Source organism: Flavobacterium psychrophilum, assembly GCA_001708385.1.
Lineage (GTDB): Bacteria > Bacteroidota > Bacteroidia > Flavobacteriales > Flavobacteriaceae > Flavobacterium > Flavobacterium psychrophilum_A.
In genome coordinates, this window is sequence record CP012388.1 from 4,033,295 (window position 1) to 4,058,411 (window position 25,117).

General features: G+C 40.8%; 5 protein-coding genes. 2 read left to right on the forward strand and 3 right to left on the reverse strand.

All coding sequences use genetic code 11. The features are described 5' to 3' along the window. Positions 1-102 precede the first annotated feature (102 nt). The gene (locus ALW18_17800) at positions 103-471 is read left to right on the forward strand and encodes a hypothetical protein (protein AOE54194.1); all 369 of its coding nucleotides are present in this window, start codon (positions 103-105) and stop codon (positions 469-471) included. 59 nt (positions 472-530) lie between these two features. Here ALW18_17800 and ALW18_17805 read toward each other — a convergent pair whose 3' ends face one another. From ALW18_17805 to ALW18_17815, 3 genes are all read right to left on the reverse strand, one after another. Next, entirely contained in the window at positions 531-8,510 is a 7,980-nt protein-coding gene (locus tag ALW18_17805) for a hypothetical protein (protein AOE54195.1), read from the reverse strand. 632 nt (positions 8,511-9,142) lie between these two features. Next, on the reverse strand, positions 9,143-15,139 hold the full coding sequence (locus tag ALW18_17810; GenBank protein ID AOE54196.1) for a hypothetical protein: 5,997 nt from the start codon (positions 15,137-15,139) through the stop codon (positions 9,143-9,145). A gap of 207 nt (positions 15,140-15,346) precedes the next feature. Then, positions 15,347-16,984 carry a hypothetical protein gene (locus ALW18_17815; GenBank protein AOE54197.1) on the reverse strand — a complete coding sequence of 546 codons (1,638 nt, stop codon included), beginning with the start codon at positions 16,982-16,984 and terminating at the stop codon, positions 15,347-15,349. Positions 16,985-17,491: 507 nt separating this feature from the next. Between ALW18_17815 and ALW18_17820 the strand changes: the two genes are divergently transcribed. Next, a complete protein-coding gene (locus tag ALW18_17820; protein ID AOE54198.1) occupies positions 17,492-25,114 on the forward strand; it encodes a hypothetical protein in 7,623 nt (2,540 codons plus the stop codon). The last annotated feature ends 3 nt before the right edge of the window (positions 25,115-25,117 follow it).

Here is a 25,117-nt window from a genome sequence, read left to right on the forward strand (position 1 = left end):
TTTTTGGTTTGATGTAACCAATTTACAAAAATATGGTGTACGTTTTACCTTAACATATGTGTAATATAATGCAATGATAATATTTGAATAATATCCAGTTTTTTGAATGGTGCCAGCTTTGCAGCAACCAAAAACAACACTATGGGACTATTTGATAAAGGAGAAAAAAAGCTCAGGAAAGAGCTGGGTAAAAAAAACAGTGCGTTTTGCAGGGAAACGGTAAAAGAACTGGAAGAACTTCATACCGAATTAAAAACAGCATATGACGCTATTGATGATGTTGTAGCAGAGTTTACAGTTTTTAAAGAAGGTATTGCAAAAAGTCTTAGTGAGGAAGAGAATACTAAGATGGACTATTTTTTAAAACGTTTTAAAAAGATAGATAAGGTAGCCCGGGACGCTGTTAGAGATATCCGCGATTTACTTAGAAGCCAAAAGAAACGACTTCGCGAATCTGAACATGACGAATAGTGTTAAAAACAGAAAGGCCCCGCATGCGGGGCCTTTCTTTATCCTAATATTATAAGAAACTATTCTTCTCTGTTAATGTATATCCATCCGGTGTTTGTTCCACCAGCTGAACGCTCAATAACATAGTAGTAAGTACCGGTTGGTAATTCGTCTCCGTTTTTACCTTGTCCGATCCATTCTCTTGTATAGTTTGCTTTAGTGTATACTTCTTGTCCGTAACGGTTGAAGATTGACAGTTTTTTAACACCCATATATTCAAGGTCAAAATAGTCGTTCAGTCCGTCATTGTTTGGTGATATACCTTTTTGTATAGAACATCCGATACCTAATACAGTATGATTCCTTGTAGTTTCACAACCGTTTGCATCGGTAATTGTTAACAGGAATTCCTGAGGGAATACATCCTGACCAGGTGTGCTGTTAGCATATTCAGATACATCAAATGTATAAGAATTTGTTCCTACAGGAGTACCTGTTGAAGTAGTCCACTGGAATGTAAGACCAGTGCTTCCTTCATAAGTACCATCTTCACTAGGAGCAGCAGTTACGATAAATGCACTTCCGTTACACTCACCATTAAATACAAACTGAAGATCAGTTCCGATAGTGAACGTATCGCTTTTTAATCCTGCTTTGATACAGTTTACAGTATCAGCATTGAATGTATAAGTAACAGTGTGCTCACCCGGTGTACTTGCCTCAACGTTTATCGTACCTGACACAGGATCGATAACAAGACCAGGAGTACCGGAGAATGTACCACCTGTAGTAAATGCAGGATCAAGATCCGGAGTCACATCAGATGAGTCATAACAGTAGTTAGTGGCATAACTAAATTCAACTACCGGTTCAAATACAGGTACAATAGTAACATCAAATGTACCAGTACCGTCTGCTGTACAATCAGCAACATTTCCTGTAAAGTTATACGTTACAGTATAAGTACCGGTTGTACTTGCTGCAAAGTTAATCTCACCTGTTGCAGGATCAATAACAAGACCCGTTGTAGAGCTAAATACACCACCTGTGCTAAAGTCTGTTGCCAGAGCCGGAAGCTGGTTAGGTGCATCTGCACAAGCAGGAGTTGTATACGTGAATCCTGTTACAGCAGGAGCCAACGGTGTTACAACAATTTGTACGCTTGTAGCATTTCCTTTATTACAAACAGAAGGATCAGGATCTACAGTATAAGTTACTGTGTAAGTACCAGGAGTACTTTGTGTAAGATCAATTTCACCTGTAAGTCTGTCAATAATTAATCCGCCACCAGCTGTATAGTAACCTCCAGGAGTTTGTGTTGTATCCGGAGTTACAGTAGGGTTAGGGTCTTCGATACAAACGCTCGCCGGTAATGTAAATGTTGTTACAGGAACTATAGAAGGGTTAACAACGATAGTTATTTTAGTCCTGTTACTTTCACATCCAAATTGAGTTGTCTGGCTAACAAAATAATCAAATGTACCAGGTACAGCTGTAGATGGAGTAGGAGCAGTAGTGCTTGCAGTTCCACCAGTCTCATCTTCATACCAGTTTAATGTGTTTCCTGTAAATACGGTAGCCGTAAGTGTTATAGGAGTAGCATCCTGACAGTATGTGTAAGTAGTAGCAGCGATAGGCGCTGTAGGAATTGCATGTACAGTTACAGCAATTGCAGTTCTAGGGCTTTCGCAGCTATCCGGAGCTGTCTGGCTTACATAATATGTAGTAGTACCAACAGCTGTAGCGGTAGGAGTTGGTGCAGTTGCATCAGCTGTTCCACCAGTTGCTGTAGTATACCAGTTTAATGTGTGTCCTGTAAGAGCAGTAGCCGTTATCGCTACAGGCGTTTCGTTAACACAGTAATCAATCTGAGTTGTAGCAGCAGGAGCAGGTACATCTCCGTTGTCATAATGAACAATACGCTCAGTCTGACAATATAGAGTAGTCCAGTAGAATTTATAATCACCTGTTCTGCTAAATCCTGTTATTGATGTACTAGGGTTAGAAGGGTCACTGATTTCAGTTTCTGAAGGGTTGCTTGAATCAGCACTCCATTCACCTGATCCTGAAGCCTGAGCCGTAATTACATTGTTTACACAAGTAAGTTCTTCAGGTCCAAAAGTTACAATACTGTTATCAGCAGTAAATTCAATTCCATCAAGGAAGTTACCAATACTGGCTGCATTTGCAGCACCACCACAAGATGAAGCGGAGTTAAAGAAGAAACGTGTTACTGCAACACCAGGCTCAGATGTGTAAGTTCCTGTATATACAGCCCAATCTCCTGTAAAGCCGGTTTCCTGAACCGTTATCAATGGTAATGTTTTAGGATCCTGAGTTTCAGCATTACCTGCACGAAGCTCAATTTTATCTACACAGCTTCTACCTCTGTGTGCAAACTTATAAGTAAATGTTGTAACCTGCGGCGTAGAATAATCTTGGTATAAACCTGCGTTTTCGTTAGCATTAAGCTCAACAAATTGTCCGCCATCATAATCAGGTACATTTTCAAAGTTACTAGCAGGCCAAACTTCAATAATTCCGTCTGATGCCGTAGTTCTCCATCCCTGAACCGTATTATGGTGAACCATATTAGGGTATGGTGAAGGCGGGTCAACCGGCGCCGGTCTAGGATCTTCGAAGTCTGCATTTATTGTGGTTACAGCACATGCCGAAGATGTTACAGTACCTAAGTCTTTAGGTGTATTTATACAAACTTTAAACGAAGTTTGTGCTAAGTTAGGTGTAGCACTATTCATAGATAGTCTTACTTTGTAGGTAACACCCGGTACAAGGTTTCTTGCCTGTAATACGTTAACAATACTACATCCTAGTGGTTGTAAAATATCACAGTTAGTACCTTCGTATAACGAGATTACTATTGGCATAGCAACTACGTTTTGAGGAAGTGGTGCAAAGTCTGAAAGCTCAATATTATGTCTTTCTCCTGTTGCAACAAATTCATACCAAATATCGGCACCATTAGTTTGCGTACATGTGTATGGCTGCGAAGATGGTGTAGAATCTACCCATGATGTAGTAGCAGATACCTGACAAGGATTGTCTTTGTCATTTACGCCAAGCGCATACGCACCAGAACATTCGTCGTTTGCAATGTCTGTTTTAAATTCAAACGGACCAGCCCACTTACTCATATCATCTGAATCACAAATTGACCTTACAAAGAATCCGTAGCTTGTAGACGAAAGTAAGTTCGGAGTTGTATATACATAAGATTGTGGATTTGGATCTGTACTTGTTACAGAGATACCTGTAGTTGCAGCAGTAGGCGAAGGCTGTCCTGTTGGCGTTACATATATTTCCCACGATGTAGCAGTACCTTCTTCATTCCAGTTGAAAGTAGCTCCGGTTGAAGTTACATCAGTAACGTCTAATGCTGTTGGCTTAGCACATGTAACTACTTGTAGGTCTATGTTATCTATGGCTGCAGGAGCCTGATTTGCAGTAAATGTATTACTTACCCACTCAAAGATAATACGCTGGTTAGTACCTGCATATCCTGTTGGATCTAGTGTAAAACTAGCGGAAGTCCATGTTGTCCTGCCTTGCAAGTTAATGTTTGTAATTAATTCGCTGTCTGCAGGTAATGACATTTCGTTTCCTGTTGTTGGGAAATATGTAGTTGGAACTCTCCAAACACGAACATAATCTCCAAAGCCATCACCATTATTTTTCCAGTCGAAACTAAAATCTAATGACGTAGCGGTACTAGGAATAACAAAATCTTTATAAGCATGAACTACCGATCCGTTAACACCATATGTATTAGTTTCACCGTTTGTATTACTTATGTAAAGTGATTTGTCTGGGCTGTTGCTTACAGCAGTACCAACTACCCACTTATCTTGCTCCGAACCGTTTTTAAGGCTCCAGCCATGCTGAATACCATCAAAATTCTGTACATAAGGAAGAGTAGAAGCTTGTTGAGCTGTATTTAGCTCTACAGGGCCTATCCAAATACTTTTACCGTCCGATCCACAGTTAGACCTTACCCAGAAATAGTAGTTTGATGATTGCTCTAAACCTGCTAATGTAATAGAAGTAGTAGGATGTGCAACAGGATTACTAGGCGTAGTTGTGCTTGTTGGCGCAGCCAGGCTAGTAGTATAGTAATAGTCGTACCCTGCAGCCGGAACTGTAGGAGCAGTCCATGCAAATGTAGCACCACCTGCATTGTTAGATGGCATTGTAAGGTTACTTGGCGGGTAACATGTTACGGCAGCCAAATTAACGTTATCTACAGCTGCTGGTCTTTGAGTACCACCAAATTGATCGTTTGTCCATTCGAACACTAAACGTCTTGCTTGTCCTTGGAACTGGTTAACGTTAAAGATAAAATTCTCAGTTTTCCAGCCGGCATTATTCATAAACTGACCACCGATCTGAATTCTTGAATTGTTAAGTTGTGTTATTTGAGTTCCCGGAGTAGGTACATAATCTACAGGTACCATCCATACTTTTAGATAGTCACCAAATTCGCCTGTTCCTTTCCAGTCAAATGTAAACTGTACATCCTGAACAACAGCTGGTAGCTTTATATCTCTATAAGCGTGTACAACTGAACCGGCAGTACCAGTATAAGAATTATTTGCGCCGTTGTCGTTAGATATATATAATGAGTTAGGAGCACTATTATTTGTAGCAGTTCCTACAACCCATTTATTAACCTGGCCTTCATTTACAAATTGATAGCCATTTGTTGCACCGTCAAAGTTCTCTGCATAATCCATAGGCGCAGGAATTTGTGGTGTAACAAATCGTAGTGGTCCTGTCCAGTAACTTTTAGTAGCACCACAGTTTGTTCTAACCCAGAAATAGTAAGTTGTAGAAGGAGTAAGATCTGCTCCGTCAATTACCGCCTCAGTTGTAGTTTCAGCATTAAGATCTGCTGCAGGAGGTGTAGCAGTAGGAGGTGTAGCATCTGTACTATAGTAGTACTCGTAAGCTGTAGCACCTGATACAGGAGCTGTCCATCCTACTTTTACTTCTTCAGCTGCAAGTGAAGCTAATACCAAAGCTGTCGGCTGAGGACATTGTACAACCTTAAGGTTAATGTTGTCTATAGCAGCAGGCGGATTAGAACCGTTTACATTGTTATTAATCCACTCAAATACCAATCTTTTTGTTGTACCTGCGTAAGTAGAACCCTGAATGATGTATTTGAAGTTAGTCCACGCAGTCTGACCTGTAAAGTTATTGCTTGTTGCAGTAGCAGGTATTAAAAGGCGTGTGTTGGCTGTGCCAATCGCACTGCCCGGTGTTGGTGTAAAGTCAGTATTAACTAACCAAACCCTGAAGTAATCAGATGCTTCCCCAACACCTTTCCAGTCGAACGAAAGTTCAAGCTGATCTAGTGGAGTAGGCATTTGTATGTCTCTGTATGCATGTACTGTAGACGTTGCTAGAACATTATAGCTGTTTGTAGTACCATTGTCACTTGATATATAAAGTGATTTTGTGCCACTGTTACTTGTAGCTGTTCCTACCGCCCATTTGTTTGCCTGAGTACCGTTGCTTAAACCCCATTCGTGGGTAGCTCCGTCAAAATTCTGTGTGTAATCCATTCCCGCAGGAATTTGTGGAGCCACAAAGAATAATACTCCGCTCCATGTACTTTTATCAGTTGGTCCGCAATTTGCTCTTACCCAAACATAATAAGATTGAGATGGAGTAAGTGTGTTTACAGGAAGATCTAAAGTATTTGTTGCAGACGATAATAAGATAACACCTCCAACGCCATTAACAGGGCTTACAGGAGCTGTTGGTGATGGGCCAATATATACTTCATATCCTGCAGCAGGAATAGAAGTTGGCACCGGCCATGTAAAGGTAGCTTCTGTTGGCTGTAATGTACCAGCAACAAGTGTAGCTGTACCAGGTGCAGGACAAGTAATAACAGATAAGTTAATGTTATCTATGGCAGCAGGAGGCTGGTTAGCCGAGAATGAGTTGTTAAACCATTCGAAAACAAGTCTTCTTGTACTTCCGGCAACACCAGTAGGTAGCGTAATAACGTTACTTGCAGTAGACCATGCAGGAGAGCCAGATCTGTTTCCACCCACAGGGATGTTAGCAGCCACGTTGGCTATTTGCTGGCCCGGAACTAATGTTAACGTAGTTGGAGCAAGATATACTCTAAAGTAACCACCAGATGTTGTACCATTACTTTTCCAGTCGAAAGAAAGGTTTAATGATGTAGCATCACCAGGTATGGTAACATCCCTGTACGCTTGTACAACTGATTGTGTTGAAGTAGTGAAAAGGTTATTTAAACCATTATCATTAGATATAAATAACGCATTTCCGGTACCACCAAAATTAGTGTTCCCAATAGTTGCATTACCATTTATAGCCCATTTATTTGCTTGTGAACCATTGTTTAATGTCCATTGAGATGGAACTGTAGTAAAATCTTCAGTATAATTAAGCAAGGCAGGGTTTTGAGTCGTTGTAAACGCTATCGGACCTACCCAAATACTGTAAGTATCACCACTTGTACACTTAGCTCTAACATAATATTCGTAAGCTGTGGAAGCTGATAAATTTACAGGAGTTGTCCCTGTAGTCTGTGTTACTGAAGGTGTAGCACTAGTTACAACTTGTCCTGCAACTGTAGGGAATCCTGTACCTGCAGGCTGTACGGTAATTTGCCATTCTGTAGATACACCCGCAGCCCAAGAAAGGTTTGCAGTATTTGAGCTTACAGATGTTACAGTAGCAGCTGTTGGAGCATCGCAAAATATCTGCTGAACAGATAAGTTATATGCTGTTACAGCAGTTGCGCCAGAGCTTGAAATAACTATATATATAGGTGTGCCTGCCGTTACAGCATAAGTAGGTATTTCTACCGTACCATTGCCTGTAGCCCCTGCAAGACAGCTAACACCTATGTTAGCACAGTCGCTATAAACAAAAACGCCTGCATTAGGAGCAGTACCTGTAAGTTTTATATTAATATTTCCTGTAGCATCTGGTGTATATTGATATACTACATCATTACCCTGAAGGTAGTTGCCAGTAGTATTACATCCTGTTGAGCCACTTGCATTATAATTATTTGCAAAAGCTGAAGTATTGCTAGTTGTAAAGTAAGGTAAGGCTGATGGTATTACCAATGGATTACTACAACTTTCACCTAAAGCGGCGGTAGAGAAAAACACAGGATTAGTGTTGTCACTTACTCCGGAGTCACTACATACTGCACGCAGGTACACTTTATAATCGGTATCTGCTGTCAAAGTTTCTCCGGCTCCATTACCATAAACATATGGTGGTGCACCATTATAAGTTACCCAGTTGGCTGACGGTCCACCAGCACTTTCCGGGACAACATTTATTTCCCATTGCTGAGCATCATTTGTGCTGGTCCAGCCAAGTTGTACGGTTGTCATACCTGGATTAGTAGCTGTTAAACCTGTTGGAGGAGTACATATAGACAAACAAGATACATCATCTATACGCCAAGCGTCCTGGTCGTTACTTTCCAGCACAAAAGCAATACGAACATTACCTGTAACGTTAGGCATGTTTATAACCTTTTGCGTCCATGATAACTGCAATGTCTGTATAGTTTCGTCTGTATACGTAACTATATCTGTATAGTCGTCAAAATTATACGGATCTTTTCCAGGGCCTTCCTGAAAAATTTTAATTTTGTAGATGGCATTATTAACACCAGCAAATCCCAGTTTAGAGAAGAATTTTAGCTGGCCATTTGCTGGCATTGGAAAAGCTTTTGTAATAAGCCAGCTTTTTGGTACTTCACACGAAGTACATACTGCCTGACGGCGTATGTATGCAAAGCCGGTACCGGTAACCGAAGGATTTGCAGTGGTTGACTCAATTCTTTGCCACGCGTATACGGCAGCGGTTTGCTTTCTTACAATCCATCCCGCGGCAGGAACATCTCCACCCTCACCCGGCCCGTCATTGTAGTCGGGATTTGGAATCCAGGGGGCATCAAAGCTCTCATTGGGGAGCTGAGCGTAGCCGCAAAATGACAGTAATGATACAATGATCAATAATGTAATTTTTTTCATAAAAGATAGTTAATATTAGGTTTAAGTTTTAAATCTACTTAAAAAAACATCTACAATAGCAGTAACCCTAACCAGAATTTTCACTAAACACCTAAAAAAAACAAAAAACATACAAAATGTTACATATGTAACTATTTAAAAAAATATTATAACTTTTAATATTTATTTTGTAGATATTTTAACAAAATAAAAACAAGAAAGGATGTTACTAAATCGTAAAACTAGAACTTGCGGAAATTGCTAATTAGTAAAATTGTTGAATTATTATAAGTGTTTCTTTCAAAACGTTAAAAGCTTTGTTTAATAAGTGTAAATAGCCTATTTTATATTAAATGCTCTGTTAACATACACTGGAATTTTATAATTGAAATTTGTATTTAATTGAAGTTAGAAATATAGACTTTACTTGTTATTTGCAGAGGCTTCAAAAAATTCAATATATCTGCGTTTTAACTTTTTTTGTAATATATATGCGTTGTATTTACTATCGTCAATATACTACAGTTTCAACATTAAATAATTAGTTTTACCTCATTTACTATCCACAGAGAATCATTATTTCGGTACAATTATATAAAAAAAACAGGGGACACTTAAAAAGTGTCCCCTGTGATTATTACGTAGAAGTATTACTATTCTTCCCTGTTAATATATACCCAGCCGGTTTTAGTTTCTCCCTGACCTCTCTCTATCATGTAGAAATAAGTTCCTGTAGGTAATTCACGTCCATGAGAATCCTGTCCGTGCCATTCTTTTTCATAGTTGGCTTTAGAATAAACTTCCTGTCCGTAACGGTTAAAAATTGTAATTTTTCTAACGTCAAAGTCTGTAAGGTCAAATTCATCATTGCTGCCATCATTGTTTGGAGATATCCCTTTTGGAATCTTACAAGTTGTTGCAGAAATAATAATTTCCTTCTCTCCGGTACAACCATCGGCAGTGGTAACTACAACTGTATAGATACCTGGTTTAGGAGCCGCAAATTTTCTTTCTGTAGAAGTAAAATCGTCCGGACCTGTCCAGCTATATGTAGCGGAATCTTCATTAAATGAATCATCTTCTGCAATAGCTTCCAGCATGTAAATATTATTCTCGCAACCTTCTACAAAGTTAATTTCAACGGCATTTTCGTTTAGCTCAACAACAACATTCTCAGTATGGGTACACGTACCTATAGATACTGTAACACCGTATGTCCCAAATGCTGTTGAAGTTAGTGTGCTCTCGTTTCCTGCAATAATAGCTCCATCAAGAGTCCATTCGTAAACTGCATCGGCAGTGTTGAAATTCACTGCTTTAACAGTTATAGTAACATCCTCAGCACGGCAAGCTGTAAATTCGCCTTCCAGTGTAAATTCCGGTTGAGGGGTAATAGTTACCAAGAAGCTTGTTTCTGCTGTACAGTTAGGAGTAGTATTGCTTTGCGCAAAAATAAATATTTCCTGTGTGCTATCAATTAGTTTTCCTTCCTCAAGTAAAGTACCTGTTCCATTTGAACCCGTATAATAGCTATTACCATCGTTTAGTTCGGGAAGAGTATAACTTCCACATTCTGTAACATCCAGTAGTTGTTGTGCAACAGGCGCAGGTAATACAGTTACTTTTACTGTAGCCGTAGCTGTACATCCTTTATTATTTACGGTAACCACGTAATCTCCGGTTTCATCGACAGAAATTGATGCTGTTGTGTCCGGTAGGAGTGTGCCATTTAATGTCCAGCTGATAGTAACATCCTCAGTATTAAAATTGGTTGGTGTTACCGTTATTGTTCCCGTTGTGTTTTCGCATACAGAGAAATCCGGAGTAATGGTAAACAGAGGTGTTAAGTCCTGTACTATCAATTTAAATGACTTTACAGTATAACACTGCGTAGCGTTGTTTTCTATTCTGACAAATACTTCCTGTTCAGTTTGGGTAGTATTTGTATATGGACTTGTAATTGCGCCTGTATTACCTTCAGCTTCTGTAGCAGATAGGTGATACGTTACAGTATAATCTGTAGTAGTAAGTCCGTCAAGTATTACCGGTGTGTTTAATGCTAAATTAAATTCAGCAAAACCATCAGCATCACAAGCAGTAAGATCCTGTGGTGCACCGGTAACATCTGCCGCATAAAACTCAACAACAACAGTATCTTCCCTTACACAGCTATAACCTGTAACATTGGCGCTAACACTATAAGTACCCGGTTCGCTTACTACAAGTTGCGATCCTGTTTGCCCTGCAATTACAGTATTATTGCGAGTCCATTCAAATTCAAAAACATCAGCATCAAGGTTTGTTTCCAATGTTGTTTTCTGACCATCGCAAACCGCTGTATTAATTGCTACCAGTAGGTCATCACCAAGGTTAATACTACCACCTCCGTTAACGCCGCCTTTAATAAATACACCTGAATCCAGGTTATTATCTGTTTCGGCAATAGCAATTTTAAGGTGATATTGCTGGTTTGGTATAACGTCTGCCTTAGCAGTCATTACAACCGTTTGTCCATTGAACGCAGTGTTAGAATAATCCTGTTGTTCAAACACGTTATACTTGTCAAAATACTCAAGATTATAACCCGGGCAAACAGTTGGATATCCATTTCCGCTAATACTAAATACAGAGATTGGTGTAGTTGTTTCTGGTATAACAGCTATGTTCTTTTTGTTACCCTGATCATCTGTTAAAAGAATTGCGAATGTATCCCAGCTAAAACACTGTATCATATCACCATATTCTTCAGAAGCAAACAAAAAGTCTAAACTTAATGTTGGCAGGGTAGGTACAAAGTCAAATTCTATAACAGATGCATTCGTAGTTGGCTGGAATGGTTCAGCACCAAGCATACCTGTTACGACTTCATCAATGTCTGTATCGCCTGGCCATACAGCAGATCCATGCTCCATAGCCTTATAGTTAGGGCCGGGTACCATCATTGCGTTACCTGTAGTTAGCAACACACCTTCCTGGAAAGGAAAATCAGAACCATTTTTATTAAAGTAAGCAATACCATTAGGGTTATCTCCAAATACATTGTCGGGATCCGGGAAGTTAGTTCCTGTAGACCATGTAACATTGCTTACCTGTGCGCAATCTCCGCTAAATAGTACATCTTTTACAAGTTGTTCTACTGTATGTTGCGTATTGTTTACAGCAATAGGGGTAACAGGTATTTTAATACAAACTTTAAATGTCCCGGCTATGTTCGATGATTCCGGGCTAAATACCCTAAGTGTATATTTTTTACCTATCGTTAGGTTATCAAGAATCATAGAAGAAGAGTCAAGACCCATATCTGAGCTTGCCGTCATACAATACCCAACCTGCGTTAGGCCGTTGCAATCGTCACCTTCATAAATCATGTACATTAACTGTGTTCCCGAAATTAATGACAGAGTGTGCATTTCAGCGGTCGCAGTAAAATTAAACCAAACATCGTCATCGGCATTTGTCCAGCTTCCGCAAGGATTTTCCTGAGAAGATTCTGTTGCGCCGTCTAGTGTTCCAAAAGCATACACATCACAAGCAGGCCCAACGTTAACCGGAATTTCCCTAGCGGTATCGCAATCGTTATTATCAAGTTTAGTTACAAATGTAGCCTTGTCTGATGATGGGCTGGTATTCGAACCACAAATAGCTTTTACAGTTATTTCATAAGGAGTAGAAGGCTGTAATCCTGTAAGGGTGTAAGGAAGGCTGGTTACAGCTATCCCTGTTGTCGGAACATTTTCACCTTGTACATTTACAAACAATTCCCATTCCGTTTCAGTTCCACCAGCCTGCCAGTTTACTTCGGCACTGGTTTGTGTTATATTAGTTGTTGTAACATATAGAGGCTCAGCACAAGCAGGAGCAGTTTCTACCATTACATTGTCTATAAACAAATCGTCACCAAATTCATAAACCGGAGGTACCTGCCATGCAAAATATACAGGGCCTGTTTTTCCTGCAAGAGATATAATATTTACAAGATAATCCTGGTTTGTATAAGTTGCTTCCGGTAGTAAAACCTCTGTAAAGCTGCTTAGATCAGAATTTGTAGTAGACATTAATACTCTAAATCCTGTAGTGTCGCTATTACCACCAACTTTATAATGAAATTTAAGCCTTTCGTTACCTGTAAGGTTTATAGCGGGCGATATTAGCCAATCATTATTTGCGGCGTTACCTGTATAAATACTTGCTGCCTCATCACCTTCATATTGTCCGTTACTGTTAGTGTCCCAAACAGCCCAGTCGCCGTTACCGTTAACTGTTTTCCAGCAATTTTCTGATGCCGAATCACTGTTAAACCCTTCGAAGAAAGGAATGTCAAAAGCGGCACATTTTGTTGTGAAGCTAAACGGGCTGCTCCAAAATGTTTTATTTGTAGGGCCACATACTGCACGTACAAAAGCCTGATAAAGCGTATTCGGTGCTAATGATGAAGGATCGTACGATGGAGAAGTTAGTGGTGTACCGGAAAATGATTCTGCCGGAGCGCCAGATACGTTAGGATCAACCACAACTATTTCCCAGGCTGTTTCGTTATTACCCGGAGTCCATTGTAAATGAGCCGATGTAGATGTCAGATTGTTAACTAAAATATCTGTTGGCTCTGCACATGCAGGCATCGCCTCAACCAAAAAGTTATCAATAGCTATTTCATAACCACCGTTTACACCGGTAGGTATATGTAGTGCTAAATACACAGGGCCAGCAGGTAAGCTTGACAGGTTAATTGTTTTCTTTGTAAAACCTGCAACCGCATAGCTTGTAAGCGGTGAAAGCTCTATAGTAAAATCTTCAGGAGCATTTCCTGTAGTTGATGCCATAACCTTAAGGCCAACCGCGCCAAACTCCTGTGTTTGTACATAGAAGCTTAGGCGTTCGTTTCCTGAAAGTTGTATTGCGGGTGATATAAGCCAGTCATTGTTTTCTGAAGTTGAACTAACATCAAATTTAGCCGACTGGTCTCCTTCGTATGTAGCGTATGTAAAATCAAGATCCCAAACACTTCCATCATTGTTTTCATCGGCAACAGTCCAACAAAATTGTGTGGTAGAATTTGTATCGAAACCTTCAAAGAAGGGAACAGTATACACACCACAAGCGGTGTTGAATACTGTAGGGCCTGTCCAGCTGCTGTACGTTCCATCTCCACAATTGGCACGAACATACACTTCATATTGCGTGCTTTGCGTAAGGTTATTTAGCGTTACTGTATTTGTTGTTGCAGCAGTTCCGTTGCCAAGTGGCAAACCTGTTCCTACTGGCTGAACCACATATTCCCATGCTGAAAGTGACGATGTCCATCCCAGGGTAATACCTGTGTAGGTTGCATCTGTAGCTGTAACATCAGTGGGCTTATCGCAAAATTCCTGCTGAATAGTAAGTTTATACCCAACGGTTTGTGCAAACCATGAAGATATTACAATGTAATATGTTGTACCTGCTGTTACAGCAATTGTCGGGATATTAAGATCCGGAGCAGGGGTAATGTAATCATTGGCAGCACCTGCGTAACAGCTTGTGCCTATACCGGCACATGATGTATAAACAAATACACCTGCATAAGTATCTGTAATTCCCGATACGTTAATGCTTATTACACCATTTTGTGTAGCTGTATAAGCATAAGTAACATCGTTACCATTTAAGTATTGAGATGAGTTTGTGGTTCCGCAGCCTCCTGCAGATCCTTGATATACATCAAAATAGTTTGCAGTATCGTCTGTGTCAACATACGGCAGGGCAGTAACTACTTTTGCGTTTAGGCAGTTATCTCCCGGTTTCACCGTTGTAAAAGTAACCGGCCCAATCCAGTCGCTCTTACCGCCATCTGCGCAAAGCGAACGTACGTAAAATTTATATTCTGTACCCTGTACTAAATTTGTAGCAGAGTAGGGAGATGATCCGTTGTAAATAATACCGGTACCAACTGTAGGTTCGTTAACAGGTTTTAATTCAATTTCCCATTTTGTAGCCCCGGATGTGTTTATCCAGTTAAGTGTAGCAGTTGTAACACCAATATTAGTAGCAGATAGATCTGTAGGATCTGTACATTGAGACACTACCTCCACATCGTCCAGTAAGAATCTGTCACCAAAGTCGCTCACTACAACAAAGGCAATCCTAACTTGTGTATTTTCATACGCAGCAGGAATGTTTACTATTGTTTTAACGTATTCGGTCTGACCAGGATTTAGTTCCAGTTCTGTCCACGATTGTAATTCTACATAGTTACTAAGGATAGAAGCATCGGCACCTGCCGGTAATATTTTTACCTTTATAACTGTAGATTGGTCTGCCACCTGTAAAAATCTCGAATAGAAATTTATCCTTCCGTTAACAGGAGAATTAAATAGTGGCGATACAAGATAGTCTTCCGGCATACCCGTAAGTACGTTTTCGGGTATCAGGTAGGCAGCATGTGTACCGGTATTGGGTGGTGTAACCGTATTACCGGCTGTAGACTGTACCCATTTGGTATTTAAGCCTGTGTTGTTCTGGAGTATCATCCAGTTTGTTGGGCCCTGCCCGGCAGTCCAGCTCTCAAAGCTTTCGTTTGGCAGCTGTGCATAACCATTCAAAGCGAATAGCAATGCCGTTAAAAACAGTGTAATTTTTTTCATGCCATTTTCTGTTTTTGTTAGTTCATGCATTAATTAGTAGTTTATGTTAACAGGTAGTTTAGGGGTAGGATCTGTAAAATATTCTGAAGTTTTTTGGAAAGAAAAAGCAAGGATATTTTTAGGCAGAACAATACCGTACACAACATTAACTAAAATTTCACACAATATTTAAAATACGCATGATTATCGGTTTGGAAACAGTGCGACAATAACTAGAAAAAGTAAGACATGTGTGTGTTATAGTGTTGATATGTAGTCGTATAAGCTAATATTTTCCGGAATTTCCATTTTGATAGCCATACGGTCTTTTCGCTTTCTGCAAGCCTCAATTGTTATGTTAAGTATAGACGCAATTTCCTTAATACTAAGGTTCATGTAGATGTATGCAAGAAAGCGTACATCATTTGAAGTTAAGCTTGGGTGGAGACTTTTAAGACGGGTAAGGAAACCATGATTCACCTCTTCAAAATGGGTAATAAAATTATCCCACTCATCATCCGTTTTTAAATGGTTTTTAAGATTTCTTATCTGGTTTGCTAAAGAAAGGTCTTTAGATAATTTAGGCTTCTTAGACAATGATACCAATATGTCTTCTATAAGCTGATTCCTGTCTGAAAGATAAAGTGCTTTGGCAGATAGCTTTCTGTTACGGGCTTCAATTTCGTTTTTAAGGCGCTCCTGTTCTAAAAGGGCATTCGTTTCGTTTTCCCTGTACTGCTTTTCAAGCAACAGGTTGTCATTCTTTTCTTTTTCCAGTTCAAGTGATGTAATACGCTGATTGCGCTCCGCGATTAGTTTCTTTTGTCTTAAAATAAGTACAGTAGCACAAAGCACTGCTATAAAAATAGCGAGTAGAGAATAAACTATCTTACGCTCCGCGGCTATCTTTTCATCATTGATCGCCAGCTGATTCTTATAGTTCTGAATTTCAAACTTTACACGGCTATTTTCGAAGAGCCTGCCATTTTTAATTTCGTTTAATTTGGTATCGGTGCTTAAAATCGAGTCTTTATAACGAAGTGCGGTTTGATATGCTCCCGATTTTGTATAAATGTCTGAAAGTAATTCAAATATCCTCCTTCTTGCTTCCACATTGGGAGACTTTTCTAATATGGTTAAAGCACTTCGTGCAGCATTATCATAGTTTTTTTCCTTAAAGTAGCTCTTTACGATAATCTCACCTAAAGGCACACTAATGTCATTGTAAGCAACATCTTTGGTGTTTAATAAAAGTTCTTCTGCTTTTTGCCTTGCTACCGCAGTATTTCCTTCAAGCAAATCACTTTCTGCCAGTATCATATTTGCCGCTATTACAGATTTTGGCCAGTTTTTCTTGAGGTTAGGCATAGCTTCTGCAATATAGGCCCTTGCATTTTGCGGTGCATTTAAGATATTTTCTACATTGGCAAGGTTTATTAAGTATATACCAATGCTTTTGTATTTCTCATCCTTAGCAGTTTTGTACGCCTTAAGATAATATTCCCGTGCTTTCTTATAGTTTTTATCGGCAGTATATAAAATGGCAATATTGTTAAGCGCAATCATTTCAAATTCGGGGCCTAGCTCCTTTACCGAAAGGTTGTAGGCTTCAAGGCAAAAGTTAAGTGCCTCACCGTAATCCATCATAGCGATATAATTATGGGCTGTATAATTAATTGCCCAAAACAACTGTTTGTTCCACCTGTTCTTTTCGGCTGCAGTGCGGACAGTTGTAAGTAGTTCGAGCGATTTTACATATTCTTTATTGCGTGTGGCTTCCTGGCCTTTTTTTAGAAGCGAGTCGCATTGAGCCGAGGTAAGTGCCTGTGCCCATGACGGCAAGGTAAATACCACAACAAGAAGAGTAAGAAATATATATTTTAGTTTAAAATGCATTAAAAAAATAGCAGGTTATACAAAACTTAATTTATTCAAATATAACAATAACTGCTATGTAACGAAAATTTTATAGTAATAAGCGTTTTTAACCTGTCTCCGTTCTTTTATTCCTACAAAATGTATAGTGTTGTAATAACGGTTTTTAGGTATTCAAAAATGCATTTCATCGGATTTTTTAAACACTTCAACGTCTTGTTGTGCAGTGTTTTACGTTCTTTTTTGTGTTGAATTAAATTATCATTATTTTAAGTAAAATATACTGTTTTTACAATTCATTCTTCACAATAATTTGTAGGTTTGCCGATTGATAACTAAGCTATAAATTCAAGGTACTTAACCATGAAAAAACTCTATTCTATTCTCTTTTTACTCACCATCTTACCATCCTGCTTACTACATGCGAAGGTAAAACAGCCTTTTGCGCTTACTGCCGAAATTTCTGGAGGTACAACAGTTTGCCGGGGCACGTCTTCACCTTTAGCAACTTTTACAGGGGGTGGAGGTATGGCCCCCTACACTTTTACTTATACAGTTAACGGAGGTACAAATACAACAATTACAAGTACGGGCGGTGGAGATACAGCTACATTAAGCATTCCAACCAATGCAGCAGGTGTATTTACATATCAAATTGTCAGCGTTACAGATGCCGCTAATGTTACACAAACCATAACAGGGCAAAGTGCCGTTTTTAATATAAATTCTACAACCATAACAGGAGCAGGATCGGGCTGTATAGGCAATGCTGTGCCGCTTACAGGTATGGCAATGCCGTCTACTAATCCGGCAATATGGTCATCATCCAATCCGGGTGTTGCTACTGTGAGCAATACAGGTGTGGTAAATGCGCTTTCAGCAGGAACAACGATTATCTCCTTTGATGGGGGCAACGGATGTATCGCTACCCATACTTTTGAAGTTGGTGCTGTTTTAAACGCCAATTTCACTTTTAATAACAATGCCTGTTCAGAAGAAAACGTTGTTTTTTTATCTAGTGTATCTGGTGGAATATCGCCCTATACCTACGCCTGGAATTTCGGGGACGGGCAAACATCTGCTATATCCAATCCTACCCATAAGTTTGAGGCAATAGGCTGTGCCACAGAAACATTTAATGTTACCCTTATAGTAACAGATGCTTCCGGTTGTAGTGAATCGATACAGCAATTGGTAACGGTAAAAGAAAAGCCGCATGCAGCGTTACAAGACCCTAGCTTTAATCCTTTTAGCAACTGTGACAACAATCCTACAGCCGGTAACCCAATGTATGAGCTTACTGTAAATAATATATCTACAGATACAGGATGTACCACCGGCTATACCATAAACTGGGGAGACGGGAGTCCTACACAGACCATTACAACCCAGGCTACGCACACTTATACCCAGTTAGGTAGTTTTCCTTTAACCTTTACAGCTACGGGTGCCAACGGATGTGTAAACACTGTAACGTATAATGTCGCCAACCAGAGTAACCCGGCGGGAAGTTTGGGTACATCGGGTAATACTATTGGCTGTGCACCGTTGAGTGTAGGCTTTTTAATTGGTGCTTGGGAACTAAACTCACCCGGAACGCAATATGTTATTGATTTTGGAGATGATGAAAGTGTCACCCTTCAGCAATCAGATTTTGCAGGGACGCCACCCGGACAGGCCTATACTGTTATGCATCAGTATACTAGATCATCGTGTCCTGCTTCAGGAAGCTTTTCTGCATCTTTAACCGTTACAAATTTATGTAACAGCACAACATTTACAGCGGGTAACCTTCAGGTAAGAACCAAACCTATCCCTGCATTTACTGTTCCTGATACAGGAGTATGCGCAGGAACAGTAGTACAGTTCCCAAATATAACGGTTGCCGGTTTCGGAAACAACTGTCAGACCGGGGCAACATATGTATGGGATTACGGCGATCCTAATGGCGCAAATAATATAGTAACGGTAACAGGCGCTGCAAGCCCGCCAACCGGTACTCACGTGTTTTCGGCACCGGGATTATACACTGTTACATTGAGTGCAGAGAATAATTGTGGAATTGAAGTTACAACCAGACAGGTGTGTGTGGACGGCCCGCTTACTCCGTTTTTTACATTGAACAACGAGGTAATCTGTACAGGGCAAATGGTTAGGGCAGAAGGCAAAACTATAACCACGGTTAACAACGCAGCTCCTGCATGTCCTATAACTTTTGAGTGGACCGTACAGAATTACCTGCTTACAAATTGTGGTACAGGTGCCTCGTGGGGTTTTACCAATGGTACAAATGCAGGCAGCGATGAACCCGAATTTATTTTTTATGAATCGGGTACATATACAATTCGATTAAGGGCAACCAACACCTGCGGCGATTACTTTTTGACAAGAACAGTCGTAGTTAAAAAACCGGCAGAAGTTACCGTAGCCGATATTGCTAACCAGTGTTTTGCGCCGTCGGTAACTATTAATCCGGTTGCTACTGTGACTAACTGTGGCACCACGACCCCGACATACGAATGGAGCTTTCCGGGAGGTACGCCATCAACATCTACAGATGCAGCACCATCGGTAGTATATACTACAACAGGCGTAAAAACATTTACACTTATAGTAAACAACGAGTGCGGACCTTCAACTACTGTTACTAAGACTTTTACTATTTACCCTGAACTGGTTGTTAACGCAGGTGCAGATATTACAATATGTCCAACCGTTGGTGCTCCACTTTTAGCCACAGCGACAGGAGGGTCAGGCGCAGGTTATACGTATTCATGGTCGCCGGCAACAGGGCTTAGTGCAGCTAATATTCCAAATCCTACGGCAAACCCAACAGCAACCACAACCTATACGCTAACAGTTACAGATTCTAATAACTGTACATTAACAGATCAGGTTACTGTAAACGTTAATGTTATCACTCCGGGCACTATTGCTGCTTCTCAAACTGTGTGCGCAGACGGCGATCCGGTTGTTTTTACAGAAACGGTAGCCGCTACCGCTACAGAAGCAATAACATATCAATGGCAGAGTTCGACTACCGGTAATAATACGGACTTTACAGATATACCGGGGGAGACAAATACAACATTTGATCCTCCCGTTCCAATAGCAACAATTTATTACAGGCGTTTGGCAATAAGCAGCCTTAATGGCGTAGAGTGTAGTGTAACGGGCAATATCGTTTCGGTAACAATAAATAATGTTTCCGCAAGTGTCTTCGATTCAGATGAAATTATTTGCGAGGGCGGTAACCTACCGGCATTTACAGCGGCACCTGCGGCCACAGGTACAGGAACATTAACCTATGTTTGGGAGACTTCTACAGATAATGTCACATTTACAACAGCAGGAACTTCAGCATTGTTTGATCCTCCTGCATTGATGCAAACTACCTATTACAGGCAGGTAGTTACAAGCACATTTAATGGTGTTGCGTGTACAGCAACTAGTAATTTAATTACAATAACCGTTGTGCCTCCGCCAACCATAACAACAGAACCGTTAGCTACACAAACGTTGTGCGCAGGCGGAAGTATTGCGCCGTTAACCATTGCTGTTACAGGCGGTACAGGAAATCCGATAGTATATACTTATCAGTGGTATTCTAACACCATAAACAGTACCACAGGCGGAACAGCAATACCAACAGCAACATCTGCAACATTTACGCCTCCATCAACTACAGTAGGTACTGTTTACTACTATGTAATAGTAACCACAACAGGAGCGGGATGTTCAGATACAAGTACGGTGTCTCAGGTTATAATAACACCATCGCCAACATTTACTACACAGCCGGTATCTCAGGAGCTATGTGAAGGCGAAACACCTGCACCATTAACGGTTGCATATACAAACGGCACCGGAACACCAACATACAGATGGTATAAGAATACCGTAAATGATGATTCTACCGGTACAGAAATACCAGGCGCGACAACAGCAACCTATCAGCCTGTACCATTGGCAACAGATCCTTCTACGGTTTATTATTATGCCCAGGTAGAGTTTGATTCAGGTGGGTGTTCGTTAATAACATCTAATGTAGCAGCAATTATAATAAATACACCGCCCTCTGTAACAGCACAGGCTATCCAAGTTTGTAGTAATGATGCTGCATTCGCAGGATTTGTACCAACAGATGGAGGAGGCAACATTGTACCTACCGGAACTCAATATACATGGGCCGTTACAGGTGCTGCACCTGTCGGGATACAAAATTATACGTCACAGACTGCGTTACAGGATAGTTTCAGACCGATTCCTGCATTAGTTAACACGACCAATGCGCCAATAACGGTTACTTACACTGTAGCTCCACAGGCAGGTATATGTACGGGTACATCGTTTACACTTTCGGTAACGGTTAATCCAAAAGCATCAATAGCAAATAGTACAACTGCAATTTGCAGTAGTGAGACTTTTATAGTATCTCCTGCCAATGTTAACGGAAATACATTACCTGCAAATACTTTATATACCTGGGATGTTCCCGTGGTGTCAGCTCCCGGTAATATAACAGGCGCAGAGGCAGAAACAACTCCACAGGCAAACATAAGCCAGCAACTGGTTAGTACAGCAGCTGTTCCTCTAACGGTTACCTATACAATAACTCCCGTTTCAACAACAAACGGAAATGAATGTGCAGGAAATTCATTTACAGTTGTGGTAACAGTTAATCCGGTGCCTTTAATAGTGAATGTAGAACAACCGGGTATTTGCAGCGGGGAGTCATTCGCTGTTACTCCGGCTAATGGAAACGGAAATATAGTACCTGTAGGTACCACTTATACATGGGGTACTCCTGTTATAAGTCCGGCAGGTGCAATTACCGCTAATGGAGGAGGAGCACCGGTAGCGCAAACATCACCTCAAACAAGCATCGGTCAGCAATTATTTAATGCCACTAGCGATGTGGCAACGGCGACTTATACTGTTACTCCTGTAGCTAACGGATGTACCGGGTCTACTTTTGATATCGTGGTTACACTTAGCCCTACAACTACTGTAGATGCAGTTGCAAACCAAACAATATGCGCAGGAGAATTAACCGATCAGGTAAACTTTACTGGGCCTGTTGCGGGTACAGTATTCAACTGGGTAAATAACATACCTTCTATAGGTCTTACTGCCAGCGGAACAGGAGATATTCCTGCTTTTGCAGCAGTCAATAGCGGAACAACACCAATAACGGCAACTATTACAATAACCCCGGAACTTAACGGATGTATAGGCACACCAAGTAGTTTCACGATTACTATAAATCCTGCACCTTCGGTGTCATTTTCTCAGCCCGATCAGGTTATCTGTTCGGGCAGTACAAATACAGCGGTAAATCTATCCAGTACCACACCATCGGCAACTATAACATGGACGGCGGTTCAGCCTGCTGGAATTACAGGTGTAGTTACAAGCGGTACAACAACTATACCTGCCCAAACCCTGGTTAATAGTACGAGCAGTCCTATAGTAGTAACTTACATTGCAAATGCTGCCACAACAGGCGTTGAATGTCCCGGCGCCGATATGACGTATACTATTACCGTTAACCCTGTTCCGTTTGTAGGATCGGCACAGGAAACGGCTATTTGCAGTGAGGCGTCTCCAAACTTTATTCCTACCGATGGCGGAACAAACAATATACCTGCGGGTACTACATTTACCTGGATAACTTCGCCTGTTGCGGGTGTAACGGGTAATACAAATCAACCCGTAGCCCAGCCGGCGCTTAATCAGGCGTTGATAAATACCACAACAACAACTCAACAGGTTATTTATACTGTAACACCAACATCTGGTGGCTGTACAGGTGTTTCGTTTACGGTTACAGTAACAGTAAACCCTAAAGCAGTTGTCGCTAACGGATCACTTATGATTTGTAATGGCGAAGCTGCTGTATTTACCCCTACAGGCACAATACCAAACGGTACTACTTACTCATGGAACACCCCTTCGCTACCTACGGGGGTAAGCGGGGCAACATTTGGCAATGACGAAACTATAATAAACATTCAACTTACAAATTCGGGTAATGCGCCCCAGCAGGTAACTTATATTATTACACCCGTATCGCCACAAGGCAATTGTCCGGGTAATCCGTTCAATGTTGTGGTTACTGTAAATCCGTCCATCTCGGCTACCTATACAACATCAATGTATAATGGATTTGAAATTAGTGCAGCGGGTGCAAGTGACGGATCGATAGATATTACACCAGTCGGCGGATCTGGTAACTACCAATATACATGGACTTATCCTGACGGTACTACTCAGGCAACAACCCAAGATCTGTCTAACCTTAGCCAAGAAGGCGATTATGTTTTGGTAATAACAGATGCCAGTGGTGTTTGTCCGCCATTTACGCTTACGGTTAAAATTAATGCACCGCTTCCGTTAGAAATATCGATAACCGATACTACAGATGTACTTTGTTTTGGTGCAGCTACAGGAGTTATAGAAGTGGCTATTGATACGCCTTCTATAGCACCATTTGATTATGTTATTAAAAGGATAAACGCTAACGGAACAACAACTACAGTTGAAACAGTTAACGATAGCAATGACCTGAACTATATTTTTGACAACCTTACCGCAGGCAATTACAGGATAGAGGTTATTGACGCTAATAACCATGTTGAATTTTTGAATGCAACCATTAACCAGCCTTCAGAAATTGTAGTTGTGGTTGCAAAAACAGACGAAACCTGCGATGGACTGGAGAACGGTACAATTTCCCTGGCTATATCCGGAGGTACTTTGCCATACCAGAATCCTGCGGTAACATGGGATGATTTTGCAACCGGGCCAATAAGGACGGGGCTACCGGGAGGTACTTATATAGCAACTATTACAGATGGTAACATGTGTACCAAAACGGTTACCGTTGTTATTAATGAGGCACCTGCATTTTCGGTTAATCCTGTAGTAACACAAATTAGCTGTAATGGTGCCAACGATGGTAAAATAGCCCTTAATTTTGTTGGAGGTGTTGGTACGATAGATTTTGAATGGACAGATAATCCTGCTGCCGGTGCAACACGTACCGGATTGGCTCCGGGCAGCTATACTGTAATAATTCAGGATAGCCAGCCATGTGAGATACGAAGAACTTTTGAAATTGTAGAGCCAGCCGAACTTATTATTGGTGCAAACGTTACGCAGCCTATAGATTGTAATAATGCTTTTAGTGGTGCGATAGACCTTATCCCTGCGGGTGGAACACCTCCGTATACCATTCAATGGACAGGATCTGTGAATAGTACCAATGAGGATCTTGTAAATATTACATCGGGCACATATCTGGTTACAGTTACCGATGCTAACGGCTGCAGCAACAACAGGCGGTTCACTTTAGCAAGTCCTAATCCGCTTAATGTAACGGTAAGCAGCACGGTATCGCCAAATTGTGATAACGGAACGGTGGTTCAGATTAATACTGCTTCGGCTACAGGAGGTGTGCCGCCGTATAACTTTACATGGTCTACCGGTACTACTTCGGGAGTCAACAACCAGAATATGACAACCAACGAAAATGGTACCGTGTTAGTTACGGTTACTGATTCTCAGGGCTGTACGGCCAACACTACTTTCACGGTTGAAACGCTACAGTTAGGAAAGCCATCGTTTACTATAGATTCGTATGCTTCGGGTACGTACAACCTGTATTCTATTATGGATCCGATACAATTTACCAATACCTCTACAGGAGATTACACTGCTGTATCCTGGGACTTTGGAGACGGAAGCGTTTCTGACGAAGAGAATCCTCAGCACACTTACATGCGTGAAGGGACTTATGTTATAGTTCAGACGGTAACGTATCCTTACGGATGTGTTTCTACCAACAGAATGACAATAGTTATAGAAAAAGGATATGATGTAATGATACCTAATGCCTTTACACCAAACGGCGACGGTATTAACGACACCTTTGCATTACAGTTTAGGGGAGCAACGTCGGTAGAACTTAGCGTATACGATACCTGGGGCTCTATGATTTACTATGAAAAAGGAGAAACAATTAAAGGATGGGACGGTAACCTGAAAGGCAAGCCTGCCGAAAACGGGAATTACCTTTATAAAATTTCGGTGGTTACATTCTACGGAATACCGGTAAACTTCGAAGGGCCTTTCGTTTTAATTAAATAATAC